We start from the raw sequence: 15,692 nt of genomic DNA, 5'->3' as shown, positions 1-15,692 counted from the left end.
CGGCGCTCGTATCGCGTATGGCACCATGCGGCTTCGCCTTTTCTGGAATCGAACGCATGAGCGAGCAGGAAAACCGGTCCATCCTCACGATCAGCCTGATGGCCTCGTTCGCCGACGGCGCGACGGACGAACGCGAGCGCAACGAAGTGCGGCGCATCGCCGAAGGCCTCGGCGGCAGCGGCCTCGACGTCGCCGGCCTGTATCAGGACGTCCTGCTCAAGCGCGTCGACCTCGATGACGCCGTCGCCGGACTGGCTTCGCCGCAGACGCGTCAGCTCGCCTACGAAATGGCGGTCTGTGTGTGCGGTGCCGACGGCGCGCGGAGCGACGCAGAGGGCGCCTTCCTCGCCGATCTCGCGACCAGGCTCGGCCTCGACCCGGCGAGCAGCCGCGAATACAGCGCGCAAGCGGAAGCGATCGCATCCGCGCCGCTCGGCGCGGCCGGTTCCAGCGGCGGCGACCTCGCCGCATCGCCGGCCGCCCCGCAGAGTTCCGCGACGGCGGAACGTCCGTCGTCGATGAGCGATGCGGAGATGGACAAGGCCATCCTCAACGCGGCGATCCTCAACGGCGCGCTCGAGCTGCTGCCCGAATCGCTGGCGACGATGGCGATCATTCCGCTGCAGATGAAGCTGGTCTACCGCATCGGCCAGTCCTACGGCTACGAACTCGATCGCGGCCACATCAAGGACTTCCTCGCCACCGCCGGCGTCGGCCTGACCTCGCAGTACATCGAGCAGGCCGGACGCAAGCTGCTCGGCGGCCTGCTCGGTGCGATCGGGGGTGGTTTCCTCGGCGGCCTGGGCCGCCAGGCGGTCAGCTCCGGCATGAGCTTCGCCAGCACCTACGCGCTCGGCCACGTCGCGCAGCGCTACTACGCCGGCGGCCGCGTGCTGTCGACCGAAATGCTGCGCACAGCGTTCGAGCAGATGCTCGGCGAAGCGAAGGGCCTGCAGGCGAACTATCTGCCGCAGATGCAGGAGCAGGCACGTTCGCTGAATCCGGCGAAGATCCTGCAGATGGTGCGCGGCGGCTGACGGCGCCTCGGCAGGCGCGCTCCTCGTCATCCTCGCGGTCGCGGGGATGACGAAGTTTCGGAGTCCGTGAACTGTGCGGTGTGAAGCCGGGCGTCGCCCGCCTCAGACCTCCAGCGAGGCGAGATCGCCCTTGGTCTCGAGCCATTCCTTGCGATCGGCGGCGCGCTTCTTCGACAGCAGCATGTCCATCAGCTTGGCGGTGCCGTCGTCGCCGTCCGCCGGATCGGCGACGGTGAGCTGCACGAGGCGGCGCGTGTCCGGGTCGATCGTCGATTCGCGCAACTGCGACGGGTTCATCTCGCCCAGACCCTTGAAGCGCGTCACGTTGACGGCCCCTTTGATCTTCTCGCGCTCGATCTTCTCCAGCATCGCGTCGCGCTCGGATTCGTCGAGGCAGTAGAACACCTGCTTGCCGACGTCGACGCGGAACAGCGGCGGCATCGCGACGAAGGCGTGGCCGCCGCGCACGAGCGCGGGGAAGTGCTTCAGGAACAACGCCGACAGCAGCGTCGCGATGTGCAGGCCGTCGGAGTCGGCGTCGGCGAGGATGATGACCTTGCCGTAGCGCAGGCCGGACAGATCGTCCTTGCCCGGATCGCAGCCGATCGCGACGGCGAGATCGTGCACCTCCTGCGACGACAGCACCTGGCTGGACTCGACTTCCCAGGTGTTGAGGATCTTGCCGCGCAGCGGCAGGATCGCCTGGAAATCCTTGTCGCGCGCCTGCCGCGCGCTGCCGCCGGCGGAGTCGCCCTCGACCAGGAACAGCTCGGTGCGCGACAGGTCGCTGGAGGCGCAGTCGGCCAGCTTGCCGGGCAGGGCCGGGCCCTGCGTGATCTTCTTGCGCACGATCTGCTTCTCGGCCTTCAGCCGCAGCGTCGCGCGCTCGATCGCGAGCTGGGCGATCTTCTCGCCGATCTCGACGTGCTGGTTCAGGTACAGCGAGAAGCCGTCGTGCACGGCGTTCTCGACGAAGCCGGCCGCGTCGCGCGAGGACAGGCGCTCCTTGGTCTGGCCGGAGAACTGCGGATCGCCCATCTTCAGCGAGAGCACGAAGCAGAGCCGGTCCCAGACGTCCTCCGGCGCCAGCTTGATGCCGCGCGGCAGGAGGTTCCTGAACTCGCAGAATTCGCGCAGCGCGTTGGTCAGGCCCGAGCGCAGGCCGTTGACGTGCGTGCCGCCCTGCGCGGTCGGGATCAGGTTGACGTAGCTCTCCTGCGTCAGTTCGCCTTCCAGCAGCCAGGCCACCGCGAACTCGACCGCGCCGCTGTCGCGCCCGCCTTGTTCGCGCGCGTGGTGGTTCACGTACAGCTCGGCCGGCAGGTACTCGGTCGCGCCGAGCATCGAGCGCAGGTAGTCGCGCAGGCCGTCCTCGTAGTACCACTCGATCTGCTCGCCGCTGGCCTCGTCGGTCAGGCGCACGGTCAGGCCGGCGCACAGCACCGCCTTCGCGCGCAGCACGTGCTTGAGGCGCGGCAGCGAGATCTTCGGCGAGTCGAAGTACTTCGGATCGGGCCAGAAATGCACGGTAGTCCCGGTCTGCTTCTTCGGCACGGTGCCGGTCACGCTGAGATTGCTCGCGCGATCGCCGTCCTTGAAGTTCATGCGGTAGACCTGGCCGTCACGCTTGATCGTGACTTCCACGCGCTGCGACAGCGCATTGACCACCGACACGCCGACGCCGTGCAGGCCGCCGGAGTACTGGTAGTTGCGGTTGGAGAACTTGCCGCCGGCATGCAGGCGCGTGAGGATCAGTTCGACGCCGGGGATCTTCTCCTCCGGATGGATGTCGACCGGCATGCCGCGGCCGTCGTCGGCGACCGTCACCGAACCGTCCGCGTGCACGGTCACGTCGATGGTCTTGGCGTGGCCGGCGAGCGCCTCGTCGACCGAGTTGTCGATGACTTCCTGCGCCAGATGGTTCGGCCGCGCGGTGTCGGTGTACATGCCCGGGCGGCGTTTGACGGGGTCGAGGCCGGACAGGACCTCGATGTCGGCGGCGTTGTAGCGAGAACTCATGCGGAAAGCGTTCCGTATACGGCGTGCGGAGCCGCGCAGCATGGCGACAGGGGCAGCGGCGATCAAGCCCCGCGTCGGGAAGCCCGCGACGCCTTGCCGCGCGGCGGCTGCCGGTCGCCGCGTCCGCGGCCCGTGTCGGGATGCTCTGGCTTCCGGCGCGAGCCGGGACAGGCTCGCGCTTCCTGCGGCGGAGGCGGCTCTCGAAACCCCTCGGCTTCGCGCGGCGCGAGAGCGTCGGCTGCGCTCGCGCGGCTGGCGCCGGCCGAGCCGGCACGGCGTGGAGAGACGAAGGCGCGTGTGGCGCTCAGCCGTCGAAACCGTTCGCGAACAGGCGGTCCGCGCCGTACTCGTACGCGCCGATGTCCGGCACGGTGTCGCCGCGCTGGCGGCGCACGAATCCGCGCTGGTCGGTGACGGCGTAGTACTGGATCCAGGTCACCGCGTCACGCGCCGGGCTGTTCGCGGCGATCGCGTTGGTCCATGTCGGTCCGCCGTTGTCGGCGAGCGGGCCGAGCAGGGGATCGGTCGCGTACAGATTGCCTTCTTCGGCGTAGTTGACGGCTTCCGGCGTCTTGACGCCGATGAGGCTGTAGTACGCCTCGACTCCGCCGCCGTTGCCGCCGTGGCGGCCAAGGTCGACGTTGCCGTCGTCCAGCGTCGCATTGCCCCAGAGCAGGGTTGCGCTGAGCACGAGCCGGCCCTGGGCGCTGTCGTATTGCAAGCCCGCCGCCCGGTCCGGATCGCGAACGGAGGGCGTTTGCGCGCGGTTGTTCGCGATCGTGCTCTGCGAAATGCGGGCCGAACCCGCCAATGCCATGCCGCCGCCACTGGCGGTGGGTTGGTCGCCGAAGACGAAGTTGCTGCTGATCGTCACGTTCTCGAACACGGCTTCCGCGCCGCTGGCGTTCAGGTCGATGCCGGCGCCGCGAATCGACGACTGGTTGAGCGTCACCAGCGAGCGCCGCACGTCGACGGCGTAGGGTGTGTCGATGTGCAGGCCACCGCCGCGTTTGGCGAAGTTGCTCTGGATCGTGCTGTCGCGGATCGAGACCGGCGCGTCGAGCACGCTCATGCCGCCGCCGGCGGAGCTGGCGCTGTTGCGCCGGAACGTGGACCGGTCGATCTTGAGCGAGCCGCCGCGGAGATAGAGACCGCCGCCCAGTTCTTCGTCGATCGAGTTGGTGGTGTCGTTGTCCTCGACGATGGTGTAGCCGAGGAAAAGATGGGTGGACGAACTGACGATGCCGGCGCCGCGCGCCGCCGCGCCGCCGCGAATGGTCATGCCGAGGAGGCCCACGTCGATGGAGTCGAAGACGTAGCTGGCCGTGGCGATCACGCTGTGTCGGCCTCCGGCGTCTAGGCTCAGCCGGTCCGCGCCGGGGCCGACGATCAGGACCGAGTCGGTGATGCGCAAGGCGCCTTCGACGAGCTGGATCGTGCCTTCCAGCGCCGCGTCGATCTCCACGACGGCGAGTCCGGGTTGCGCGTTGGCCTGCGCCACCGCGTCGCGCAGCGAACCCGGGCCGGCATCGGCCAGCGTGGTCACGGCGAGTCTCGGCGGGGCGGTCGCGCCTTGCGCGTACTCGGCGAGGAAGGCGGTGGCAGCGGCTCGCCGCCCGGCGTCGTCGTGCACGGACGCCGACGACGAAGGAGCGACGGCGAGCGCGGGGCCGGCGAGCGCGCAAGCGAGCGCGGTCAGGTGGATGGAGAAGCGAAACATGCGGATTCCTTTCTGGGGGGAGAGCGAGGCTCGACTTCAGACATCGAGCAGGCCGGGCGGCAAACGAGCCTCGAGCGGATCAGCCGTCGAAGCCGTCCGCGAACAGGCAGTCCGCGCCGTGTTCGTAGGCGCCGAGGTCCATGACCTCATCGTCGTGGCGGCGGCGCTGGAATCCACGCTGGTCGGTGTCCACCGCGTACTGGATCCAGGTCGCCGCGTCGCGCGCAGGGCTGTCCGCGGCAATGGCGTGGGTGTGCGTCGGGCCGCCGTTGTCGGCGAGCGGTGTCAGCAGCGGATCCACTCCGAGCAAGGTGCCCTGGTCGGCGCGATTGACGGCACCCGGGGTCGTCGCCCCGATCAAGTTGTGGATCGCCTCGATCATGCCGCCGCCGTCGCGGCCGAGGTCGACGTTCCCGCCGCTCAGCGTCGCATTGCCCCAGAGCAGGTTTCCGTTGAGGAACAGCAGTCCTTGCGGGGAGTCGTACTGCACGCCCGCTGCGACGTTCGCGTCTCGTTGAAAGGCATACGCGAAGTTGTAGGCGATCGTGCTCAACGCGATGCGCGCCGAGCCGGTCAGCGCGATGCCGCCGCCGCCATCGGTGGGTTGTTCGCCTTGGGCGAAGTTCCCGCTCACCGTTACGTTCTCGATCACGGCCGCGGCGCCCGTGGCCTTCAGCTCGATGCCGCCGCCGCGACGGGCGGCATTGTTGGACGCGACCAGCGATCGCCGCACGTCGACGGAAAACGGCGTGTCGACGTGCAGGCCGCCGCCGCTCCTGGCGAGATTGCCCGTGAACGATGAATCCCGGATCCACACCGTTGCGTTGCGCACGGACGCGCCGCCGCCCGCGGCGCCGGCGCTGTTGTCGCGAAAGACGCAATGGTCGATCCGCAGCGAACCGTCCCGGAAATAGAGCCCTCCGCCCGACAGATCGCCGAGCGAGTTGATCGTGTTGTTGTCCTCGACGATCGTGTCGGAGAGCAGGAGATGGCTGTTGTAGACGGTCATGCCCGCCCCCGAAGCGGCGGAGCCGCCGCGGAGCGTCAGGCCGAGAATGGCGAGGTCGAGCGTGTCGGAGCCGTAGGCGTAGAGGATCGAGTGCTTGCCGCCGGCGTCGATCGCGAGCTTGTCGGCGCCGGGGCCGACGATCACGATCGAATCGTGGATGAACAGCGCGTCGTCCGCCAGATGGATCGTGCCTTCCAGCGAGGGCGAGAAGTCGACGATCGCCATGCCGGGTTGGGCATTGGCTCGCTCGATGGCGTCGCGCAGCGAACCCGGAACGTGGTCGGCGAGCGTGGTCACCGTCAACTGCTGCGTCGCCGTCGCCTCGTGCCCATGCTCGGCGAGGAAGGTGGCGGCGATGGCCCGCCGCTGGGCGGCGTCGTGCATGCGTACGGGCGCTGGCTGCGGCGAGGCCGCGGCCAGCGTCGGGCCGGCGAGCGTGCAGGTGAGCGCGATCGCGCGGATCGAGGAACGAAGCATGTGGAATCCTTTCTGGAAAAGAACGGTGTCCCGCCTCGGGCGGACGCCGAGGCGTGAAGCGGTCGTGCGGATCAGCCGTCGAAGCCGTCGCCGAAGAGGCGGTCCGCGCCGTACTCGTACGCACCGATGTCGACGTTGCCGTCCCACGACGAGCGTCGCGGGAAGCCGCGCTGGTCCGAATAGGCGATCCCGCAGCCTTGGTCGCGCGCCGGACTGTCGGCGGCGATCGCCATCGTCAGCGTGCCGCCGCCGTTGTCGGCCAGCGGTTGCAGCAGCGGATCGACGCCCAGCAAGGTTCGACGACTGTCGTCGCTCAATGCCCGCGATACGGGCGAATGTATGATGGTGCAGTAGGACCGGATCGCTCCTCCGGTGCTTCCTACGTCCACATTGCCGCTGGCGACGCGGTTGAAGGCGATCGCGCTGCTGTCGAGCTCGAGCGTGCCTGGGCCATCGAAATGCACGCCCGCGGCCGAATTCTCGTCGCGGGGAAAGTTGAAGAGCGTGTTCCCGCTGATCGTGCTCAGTTGCAGTGAGCCGGATCCGCCGAGCCAGATGCCGCCTCCGGCGTCGGCCGGCGTTTCGCCGCGCACGTGGTTTTCGGCGACGGTGAGGTTCTCCAGCAGCGCAGGTGTGCCGCGCGCCGTCACGTCGATGCCGCCGCCCCGGTGGATGGCGAGGTTGTAGCCGACGAAGGAACGCCGCAGTTCCACGGCGCCTTGCGTATCGGCGTGGATGCCGCCGCCCTGCGTGGCCAGGTTCGAATCGACGAAGCTGTCCTGCACCGCCAGGGTGGCGTTTCGCGCGGCGATGCCGCCGCCGGCCGAGCCGGCGCTGTTCGCATGGACGACGCAGCGGTCGACGTGCAGCGAACCTTCTTCCTGGAGAACGCCGCCGCCGTACTTCTCCCACAGCGCGTTGCTCGTGTTGTTGTCGCGGATCACGCAGTCGGTCAGGGTCAGGTTGGAATCACGGCTGCCGATGCCGGCGCCCGACGGCGCCGAGCCGCCGCTCACGGTCAGGCCGCTGATCAGGACCTCGGGTCGATGCTCGGTGCCCGATTTCCCGATCCGGAACACCTGGTGCTGGTTGCCGCCGTCCACCGTCAAGCGCTCCGCGCCCGGACCTGCGATCACGACGGAATCGAGAACGGCCAGCGTCTGCGTCAGCACGATGCGACCTTCCAGTGCCGGCGCGAACTCGATCAATGCCATGCCCGGCTGCGCATTGGCGGCGTCGATCGCTTCGCGCAGCGAGCCCGGGCCGGTGTCGGCGAGCGTGGTGACGTCGTGGCGAGAAACGGAGGCCGGATCGATGGAGCGTGCGGACAGGAATGCTTCGGTGTCGCGCACGCGCTCGGCCGCGTGGTGGATGCGTACGCCGCGCGCGAGCGCGGCGGTCGCCGGCTCCGAGGCGGGCGACGCCGCGCCGGCAAGGACCGTAGTGGTGGCGACGGCGATGAGGAAGGAATTCGCAAGAAGTGGGCGCACGCGCTGTCCGCTGAAAGAGAAAAAAAGAGCGCCCACGCGATCGCGTGGGCGCAGGATCGTGGACGGGGCGCCTCGCGACGGACGCGAGGCGCGATGCCGTCGGGGTCAGCCGTCGGCGCCGAAGCCGTAGCAGAAGATCGTGTCGCCGCGGTACTCGTAGGCGCCGATGTCGGTGACGTGCACGTTCGGGCGGCGGCAGGCATTCGCGTCGATGGTGCGCGCGACGCCTGCGCCGCGCTGGTCGGTGGTCAGGTTGCCGGGGTTGCTGCCCTTGTCGACCGCGGGACTTGCGTACGGGATCGGGTGCACGGGCGTGCGGCCGCCGTGCGTGGTCGTCAGTTCCTGGAGCAGCGCGTCGCCTTCGATGTTGTCGCTGCCCGTCGTGATGATGTTGATGGCCGGCATGATCTGGAACAGGCTGTGATCGACGCTCAGCGTGCTGAACGGAGTGCCGGTGTTGCGCGTCAGGTCGATCGGCTGGTTCGAGTTGCCGTGCGTGTTGCGGTTGAACAAGGTGCTCTGCACGGTGGCGCGCGTCTTGATGCCGTTGTTCACCCACATCGCGCCGCCCGCATTCGCTCCGGGGACCTTGTCCGGCGCAGTCTTGTTGTCGGCGAAGGTGGCGTTGCGCACGGTGAGAAAGCCGTCCCACATCGCCAGCCCGCTGCCCACCGCGAACTGGTGCTGCGACTCGTTGCGCGAGAACGTGCTGTTCTCGATCACGCTCTCCGGCGTATCGGTATTGGTGGCGCCGCTGAAATAGATGCCGCCGCCGTAGCTGCTGATGGCGACGTTCTCGACGAACGCGCTGCGCGACAGCGTGAAGCTTTCCACCGTGATGGTGTCGATGCCGCCGCCTTGCTGCGCGGTGTTTTCCTGGAACACGGTATCGGCGATCACCGCCTTCGCGGCGGGCGAGGAGATGCGCAGGCCGCCGCCGTATTGGGCGCTGTTGTCGACGAAGAGGCTGCGGTCGATGCGCAACTGGCCGCGGCTGAAGAACAGCCCGCCGCCGGAAGGCTGGAACTGGCCGTTGGCGGTGTTGCCGCGCAGGACGACGTCGCTCAGGGTCAGGTTCGCGCCGGCGACGCTGACCGCGCCGCCGGCGCGGCTCGCCGTGTTCTGCTGGAACACCATGTCCGACAGGCGGATGTCGGCGTGGATCGAGTTGGCTTCGTAGAACAGGCCGCCGCCGCTCTCGTTGCTCGGCGTCACGCCGTTGATGACCGTCATGCCGCTGATCGCGAACGTCTTGTCGGACGCGTTGGCGTTGATCAGATGGAAGGCACGGCCCTGGTTCGCGTCGATGGTGACGCGCGCGGCGCCGGGGCCGGTGATGGTCAGGCTGTCGCTGATGGTCAGTTCGCCGCTGGTCAACGTGATCGTGCCGGGCGCGGCGAGCTGGAAGGTGATGGTGTCCGCGCCGGCGGCCTGGTTGGCCTGCGCGATCGCGTTGCGCAGGGTGCCCGCGCCGCTGTCGCCGAGGCTGGTGACGGTAAAGGTCGCGGCGTGCGCGCAGGGCGCGCCAGCGATCAGGGCGGCGCAGAGCAGGGGATGAATCGTTCGCATGGCTTGTTCCTGGGGTGAAGATCCTTGACCGCGCACTGTCGCAACGAACGCCGTCCGCGTGGTTGCCGATCCGAGTGCGCAGAGGTTGCTTCGGTTGCGGGAAAGCGACGGCGGCGGCGCCGGCCTTCATCGTCCCGCCGGGCGGAGCGCTCTAGAATCCGCCGCGGAGCGACGCGAACGAGGATTCCGGATGAACCAAGCCCCACGCGCCGGCCGTGCCTTGCTCTGGCTGGTCGCACTCGGCGTCTTCATGCAGATGCTGGACTCGACCATCGTCAACACGGCGCTGCCTGCGATGGCCAAGGATCTGGAGGAGAGTCCGCTGCGCATGCAGTCGGTGGTGATCGCCTACGCGCTGACGATGGCGATGCTGATTCCCGCGTCGGGCTGGCTCGCCGACCGTTTCGGCACGCGGCGCGTGTTCTTCGCGGCGATCGTGCTGTTCACGTTCGGCTCGCTGCTGTGCGGGATTTCGCGCAGCCTCGGCGAGATCGTCTCGGCGCGCGTGCTGCAGGGTGTCGGCGGCGCGATGCTGCTGCCGGTCGGCCGGCTGGCGGTGCTGCGCTCGTATCCGCGCGGCGAGTTCCTGCGCGCGATGAGCTTCGTCACGTTACCGGGCCTGATCGGACCTCTGATCGGCCCGACGCTCGGCGGCTGGCTGGTGCAGGCGATCTCCTGGCATTGGATCTTCCTGATCAACCTGCCGGTCGGCGCGATCGCCGCGGTGGCGGCGCTGCGCTTCATGCCGGACGCGCGCGCCGAGGTCGCGCGCTTCGACCTCGGCGGTTATCTGATGCTGTCGTTCAGCATGGTCGCGATTTCGCTCTCGCTGGACGGCCTGTCCGAATTCGGCTTGCGCCGCGCGCTGGTGCTGGTGCTGCTGATGTTCGGTCTGGCCAGCCTGGTCGCCTACTGGCTGCACGCGGCGCGCTCGCCGCGGCCGCTGTTCACGCTGGCGCTGTTCGGCGTGCCGACGTTCCGCGTCGGCCTGCTCGGCAACCTGTTCTCGCGCATCGGCAGCGGCAGCATGCCGCTGCTGATTCCGTTGCTGCTGCAGGTCAGTCTCGGCTACGCGCCAATGCAGGCGGGGCTGATGATGATCCCGGTCGCGCTGGCCGGCATGGTGTCCAAGCGCGCGGTGGTGTCGCTGGTGAAGTCGTTCGGCTACCGGCGCGTGCTGCTGGTCAACACGATCCTGGTCGGGCTCGCCATCGCCAGCTTCGCGCTGATCTCGGCGGAGCAGCCGATGTGGCTGCGCCTGGTGCAGCTGTCGTGCTTCGGCCTGGTCAACTCGCTGCAGTTCACCGCGATGAACACGGTGACGCTGCGCGACCTGGAAGGCGAACTCGCCAGCGCCGGCAACAGCCTGCTGTCGATGGTGATGATGCTGTCGATGAGTCTCGGCGTCGCCGCGGCCAGCGGCCTGCTCGCCGCGTTCGCCGCCCTGTTCGGTTCCGAGCGCGGCGCCGCCACGCTGCCGGCCTTCCACGCGACCTTCGTCTGCGTCGGCATGGTCACCGCCGCTTCGGCGTGGATCTTCTGGCAGCTGGAATCTGAGTCGAAGCCGGAGCCGGCGACGGCGCAGGTCGACGCGTCGAAGTAGCGGCTCAGCGCCGCCGCGCGGGCAGGCAGAGGCGGAGTTCCGCGCGCGGGTCCGACGATGCGCGTTCGTGCGCGCCGATGTCCGTCGCGGCGCCGATCGTGCGCGGATGGCAGCGGCCGCGCTGATCGTATTGCAGCAGATGCGGATTCGCGCCGGCGTCGATCGCGGGGCTGTCGGCGGCGAGCGCATGCGTCGGCAGCAGGGCGGACGGATCGAGGGCCGCGTCGAGGCGCGGATCGAGATCGAGCAGGTTGCCGCCGCGGTCATCGTCGATGGCGCCGTCGGCGACGCGCTCGATCAGGCTGTGCGAGACGTGCGTGCCGCCCGGTATGGACGCGAGGTCGTAGCCGCTGCCGTAGGTGTCGCGGTTGCCGGCGAGCAGCGAACTGCTCAGCCACAGCGCGCTGTTCCTGCCGGCTCCGCACAAGCCCGGGCAGTGGCCGGGGATGCCGTCGAACAGGCTGCGGTTGTAGGCCACGGTGCTGTTGCCGACGACTACCGCACCGTCGAACCAGATCGCCGCGTTGCGCGTCGAGCGGTTGCCGGAAACAGTGCTGTTGAGGATGCCGCTCGGCGGGCCGCCGCCGGCGAGCAGGAACAATCCGCCGCCTTGCGTCGTGGCGCTGTTCGCGTCGATGACGCTGTCGCGCACGAGCAGCGTGCCGTCGGGAGGGAGTTCGGCGTAGACGCCGCCGCCGAGCGCGTCGGCTTCGTTGGAGGAAATGCGCGTCGCCTCGATCGTCACGCTGGTGTTCTTCGCGTAGATGCCACCGCCGATGCCATCGCCGTCGCGGTCGATCGTCTCGCTGCGGTTGCCCCGCAGCAGCGAGCGCTCGACGCGCAGGTCACCGCCGTAGCTGGCGATGGCGCCGCCGCGGCGTCCGGTGTTCCGCTCGAGCGTGCTGCTGCGCACGGCGAGGAGCGCGCCCTCGTTGACGATCGCGCCGTCGCCACCCGCGCTGAACTGCAGTCCGTCGAGCGTGACCTCGCCGGCATCCGCGACGACGCGAACGATCGGATGCTCGCCGTCGCCGCGCAGGCGGATGCGGTCGCCGCCGGGACCTTCGACATGCAGCGCATCGAGGATCAGCAGCGGCGCCGCGGCGACCGGGATCTCGCCGGCGAGTCCGTGCGCGAAGCGGATGCGGTCCGCCCCGGCGTGCGCGTTGGCGGCTTCGACCACGGCGCGCAGGGAGCCGTCGCCGCCGTCATGGAGGTTCGTGACGAGGAAAGTCTCGGCTTGCGCCGGCAGCGCGCCGACGAGGCCGACGAGACAGGCGAGGAAAACAGGAAGCTTCATGGGCGACTCCGCAGGAGGCATTCGCGCCGCGCGCCGGCCTGCGCGACGTTTGCAGGAACGAGGGACATTCGCGTGCCTCAGCGCGTGCCGAGCGAATCGAAATCGCCGACGAAGAAGGCGTCCGCGCGGTACTCGTACGCGCCGATGTCGGGCACGCCGTCGGTGGCGTTCGGCGGGCTCCAGCGGCGGACGAAGCCGTCGCCGCGCTGGTCGGTGGCGAGTTCGGCAGGATTGCTTCCGCGGTCGACGGCGGGGCTGTCGCCGGCGAGCGGATGCACCGGCGCGAATCCGCCGTGCTCGTAGGTCAGTTCCTGCAGGCGCGCATCGGCTTCGATGTTGGCCCCCTCATGGGTGATCACGCCGATGGGAGGCAGGACGCCGAGCAGGGAATTTTCGACGAGGAGTACGCCCCCCGGCGAACGCATGCGCGCCAGATCGCTCGGCGGTCCGGAAGCGCCGGATGTATTCGCGGCGAAAAGGGTGCTCCGCACGATTGCGTGCGTGACGCCGTATGCGACCCAGAGTGCTCCGCCGGTGTCGGGCGCGGGCTTGTCGTCGGGCGAGACCTGGTTGAAGGCGATGGTGCTGTTGTGCACCCTCAGACGGCCCAGCAGCGCGGCGATCGCGCTGCCGGAGGCGGAAGGATTGGGCGTGCGGTTGCCGGAGAACGTCGAGTTCTCGATCACGTATCCCTGTCCCGGCGCGTTCGCCGTGCCGGTGGACAAGGTGACGCCCCCGCCGCCGTCGTCGGCGGTGTTCCCGATGAAACTGCTGCGGTGGATCGACAAGGTCAGCACCGAGAAGAATCCGCCGCCGCCTTCCTCGGTGGCGGTGTTCGCTCGGATCGTCGAATCGAGAATGCTCGCTCGGGTATCGGCGCCGAGGAGAAGGAGGCCGCCGCCGCGGCCGGCGACGAGGCCGCCGACGAAGTTGTCGGCGACGTTGCTGCGCTCGACGCGCAGGCTGCCGCCGTCGAAGTACAGCCCGCCGCCGCCGTGGCCGGCGCGATTGCCGGTCAGCGATACGCGATCGAGGACGAGGTCGATGCCGGAAGCGGCGATGCCGCCGCCGTAGCGAACCGCGCCGCCGTCGACGAAGGCCATCCCGGTGAGCGAGAGCGTCGACTTCGGGCTGACGCCCGCTTCGCCACGAGCGTAGAGCGCGCCGCCGTCGTCTCCGGTCGCGGCGTTGCTGAGGCCGCGCGAGACGGTGATGCCTTCCAGCCTCCAGTTCGCGGTGGCGCCTTCTGGGCTTTCGAAACGGAACGCGCGGCTGCGCTGGCCGAGTTCGATCGTGAGGCGAGTCGTGCCGGGGCCGAGGATGCTGAGGTCCCCGCGCACGAGAAGTTCGCCTCCGAACTGGACGATGGTGCCGGCGAGGCCGTCCTGGAACGTGATGGTGTCGGGTCCCTCGTCGTCGTTGGCTTGCGCGATCGCCGCGCGCAGGCTGCCGGGGCCGCCGTCTTCGAGGTTGTCGACGACGATCGTCGCGGCGTCGGCGAACGAGGAAGCGAGCAGCAGGGCCGGGTAGAGCAGTCGCTGGCGGAAGCTCAACGTCGATCTCCTTCGTGTGTAAAAAAGCGCACGCCGTGGCGCTCGACGGCGTGCGCCGCGCCTCAAGCGATTTCAGAAGCGCGCTTCAAAGCCGTTGGCGAAGATGCGATCCGGGTTGCCGCCGAACTCGTAGGCGCCGAGGTCGTACGTTCCGTAGCGGTTCGCGTGGGTTGCGCTGTCCTCGCCGCGTGGCTGCCGATCGAGATCGGCCTGCCGGCTCGACGGCGCGCTGTCGTCGCAGTAGTCGATGGCGAGGTTGTCGGCGGTCAGGCGGAAATCCGCACCCGCCATGTCGACGAACTGGATCGGAGCGACCTCGCTGCGTTCCGCGGCAGGTTCCGGGTCGCCGCGGTCTTTCAGGACGCAGTCGTAGTGCTCGCTGTAGTCGGGACTGTTCGACGGCGGCCGGAAGATCTTCTGGTATCCCGACACCAGACTGGAACGGCCGATGACGTGCGTTCCATCCAGATCGGCGCCGTAGGCGTGGACGAGCGGGGTCCAGACGCAGGCGGGCGCGGAGCGGACGAACGTCGAATGCTCGAACTCGAACGTCCCGCCCCACATCCCCACGAGATGGTAGTAGCAGCTCGTGGGGGCGCTGTTGCTGACGAGGCTGCCGGTAATGCGCAATCGCGAGCGGTGCGCACCGACGGAGATCAGGCTGTGTTCGTTGACGCTTTCGCGGACGACGACGCCGTCCAGGAGCAGCGAGCCGCCATCGGTGACGTGGACCGTGTTGTTCGGCCCGTTGTCGGACAGGCGCAGGCATTGCAGCTCGGGTGGGCAGTCGCGCGCGCCCGGCTCCGCGCTGCGCGCCAGCGACGCCTTGCCCTGATACCCCACGTAGAGGGCGCTGCCGAGCGTCTGCGCGTGGTTGCCCTGCACGACGAGCTGGTCGGCCAGCAGCTCGGCGTCCGGCCCGCCGAGCAGGATGCCGCCGCCGCTGCCGCCGGCCCGGTTGTGGCTGATCACGACGCCGTCGACGGGCAGTTCCGGCGCTTTCGGGTCGGTCCGGACGATCACCGAGCCGCGATCGAGGATGAGGACGCCGCCGCCGCCGTCGAGCGCCAGGTTGTGCCTGATCGTGACGCCGTGCGGCAGGATGCGCACCCGACCGCCCACGACGCTGAGGCCGGCGCCGCCGCTCGCCGTGTTGTCGTGGATGTCGACCGCGCGTTCGATGACCAGAGAGGCGAGCGCCCCGTTCAGCGCGACGCCGCCGCCTCGGCCGCTCGAGGCGCGTTCGACGAGCGAGGCGTCGTTGTGATGGATGATGGAATCGGAAAGCCGCACCCGCGCCGCGCCGCGGATCGACAATCCGCCCGAATCGACATTCCGGGCGTCGGCGCCGCCGCCGCTGACGTCGAGTCGATCGAGGCGCACGTCGATGCCGGCGCCGCTGGAGCCGCCGTCGATGGTGACGACGGCCATGGTTCCCGTGCCGAACAGCGGCGTGTAGCCGGAACGGTCCTCGGCGCCGCAGCTGCCATAGCCGCCGATCAGTTCCACCGACGTGTCGATGCGCACGGACTGATCCTCGTACGGCTGGTCGGTAGCGATGCGGATCGTGTCCGGCTCGACGGAGGTGCGCGCGCTGGCGATCGCTTCACCGAGCGAGGCGGTGGTGCAGGAGGGGCCGGCGCCGACCCAGATTTCTGCGGCGCCGGCCCAAGCAGCTTGCAGAAGGCCGAATACGGCGAGAAGGAACAGTTTCGATCTCAAGCGGGAGTCCTTGGCGACGGGGACGTCGTCACTGGGCAGGAGGGGATGACGAAAAGGCGCCACGACTGATCGGTGTCGTGCCGGCTTCGTGTTCGCGGCTTGCGCCGGCGATGATCGGTACGTCGACGTGCGGCATTGGCGTGGCGTGATTTCCGGCGGGCGGGACGGAGCGTTCGCGGTGGTTTGGATGGCC

Annotated in this window: 10 protein-coding genes; 2 read left to right on the top strand and 8 right to left on the bottom strand. The window is 69.1% G+C overall.

The window, feature by feature from the left end; all coding sequences use genetic code 11:
• The first annotated feature begins 56 nt into the window (after positions 1 to 56).
• Positions 57 to 1,037: a DUF533 domain-containing protein gene (locus J7520_RS11620; RefSeq protein ID WP_291188398.1), complete on the top strand. Its 981-nt coding sequence runs from the start codon at positions 57 to 59 to the stop codon at positions 1,035 to 1,037.
• Between the two features lie 102 nt (positions 1,038 to 1,139).
• Here the strand turns inward: J7520_RS11620 and parE are convergent, their stop codons facing one another.
• The 5 genes from parE to J7520_RS11595 all read right to left on the bottom strand — a co-directional run bounded on the left by parE (position 1,140) and on the right by J7520_RS11595 (position 9,321).
• Positions 1,140 to 3,056 carry a DNA topoisomerase IV subunit B gene (gene parE, locus J7520_RS11615; protein WP_291188396.1) on the bottom strand — a complete coding sequence of 639 codons (1,917 nt, stop codon included), beginning with the start codon at positions 3,054 to 3,056 and terminating at the stop codon, positions 1,140 to 1,142.
• Positions 3,057 to 3,360: 304 nt separating this feature from the next.
• Positions 3,361 to 4,776, bottom strand: coding sequence for a right-handed parallel beta-helix repeat-containing protein (locus J7520_RS11610; protein WP_291188394.1), 1,416 nt, complete (start codon positions 4,774 to 4,776; stop codon positions 3,361 to 3,363).
• Between the two features lie 79 nt (positions 4,777 to 4,855).
• Entirely contained in the window at positions 4,856 to 6,262 is a 1,407-nt protein-coding gene (locus J7520_RS11605) for a right-handed parallel beta-helix repeat-containing protein (RefSeq protein ID WP_291188392.1), read from the bottom strand.
• A gap of 71 nt (positions 6,263 to 6,333) precedes the next feature.
• Entirely contained in the window at positions 6,334 to 7,752 is a 1,419-nt protein-coding gene (locus J7520_RS11600; RefSeq protein WP_291188390.1) for a choice-of-anchor Q domain-containing protein, read from the bottom strand.
• 105 nt (positions 7,753 to 7,857) lie between these two features.
• A complete protein-coding gene (locus tag J7520_RS11595) occupies positions 7,858 to 9,321 on the bottom strand; it encodes a choice-of-anchor Q domain-containing protein (protein ID WP_291188388.1) in 1,464 nt (487 codons plus the stop codon).
• A 190-nt stretch (positions 9,322 to 9,511) separates the two neighbouring features.
• Here J7520_RS11595 and mdtD point away from each other — a divergent pair, with 190 nt between their 5' ends.
• Positions 9,512 to 10,924, top strand: a complete 1,413-nt coding sequence (gene mdtD, locus J7520_RS11590; RefSeq protein WP_291188387.1) for a multidrug transporter subunit MdtD — start codon at positions 9,512 to 9,514, stop codon at positions 10,922 to 10,924.
• Positions 10,925 to 10,928: 4 nt separating this feature from the next.
• Here mdtD and J7520_RS11585 read toward each other — a convergent pair whose 3' ends face one another.
• From J7520_RS11585 to J7520_RS11575, 3 genes are all read right to left on the bottom strand, one after another.
• Positions 10,929 to 12,224 carry a choice-of-anchor Q domain-containing protein gene (locus J7520_RS11585; protein WP_291188384.1) on the bottom strand — a complete coding sequence of 432 codons (1,296 nt, stop codon included), beginning with the start codon at positions 12,222 to 12,224 and terminating at the stop codon, positions 10,929 to 10,931.
• A gap of 77 nt (positions 12,225 to 12,301) precedes the next feature.
• Positions 12,302 to 13,777, bottom strand: coding sequence for a choice-of-anchor Q domain-containing protein (locus J7520_RS11580; protein ID WP_291188381.1), 1,476 nt, complete (start codon positions 13,775 to 13,777; stop codon positions 12,302 to 12,304).
• Between the two features lie 72 nt (positions 13,778 to 13,849).
• Entirely contained in the window at positions 13,850 to 15,499 is a 1,650-nt protein-coding gene (locus J7520_RS11575; RefSeq protein WP_291188378.1) for a hypothetical protein, read from the bottom strand.
• Positions 15,500 to 15,692 lie beyond the last annotated feature (193 nt).

Origin of the sequence: Dokdonella sp., from assembly GCF_017744955.1 — a bacterium.
Classification (GTDB): domain Bacteria; phylum Pseudomonadota; class Gammaproteobacteria; order Xanthomonadales; family Rhodanobacteraceae; genus Dokdonella_A.
The sequence above is the reverse complement of the archived record's forward strand: the minus strand, read 5'-3'. Positions and strand labels throughout refer to the sequence as shown.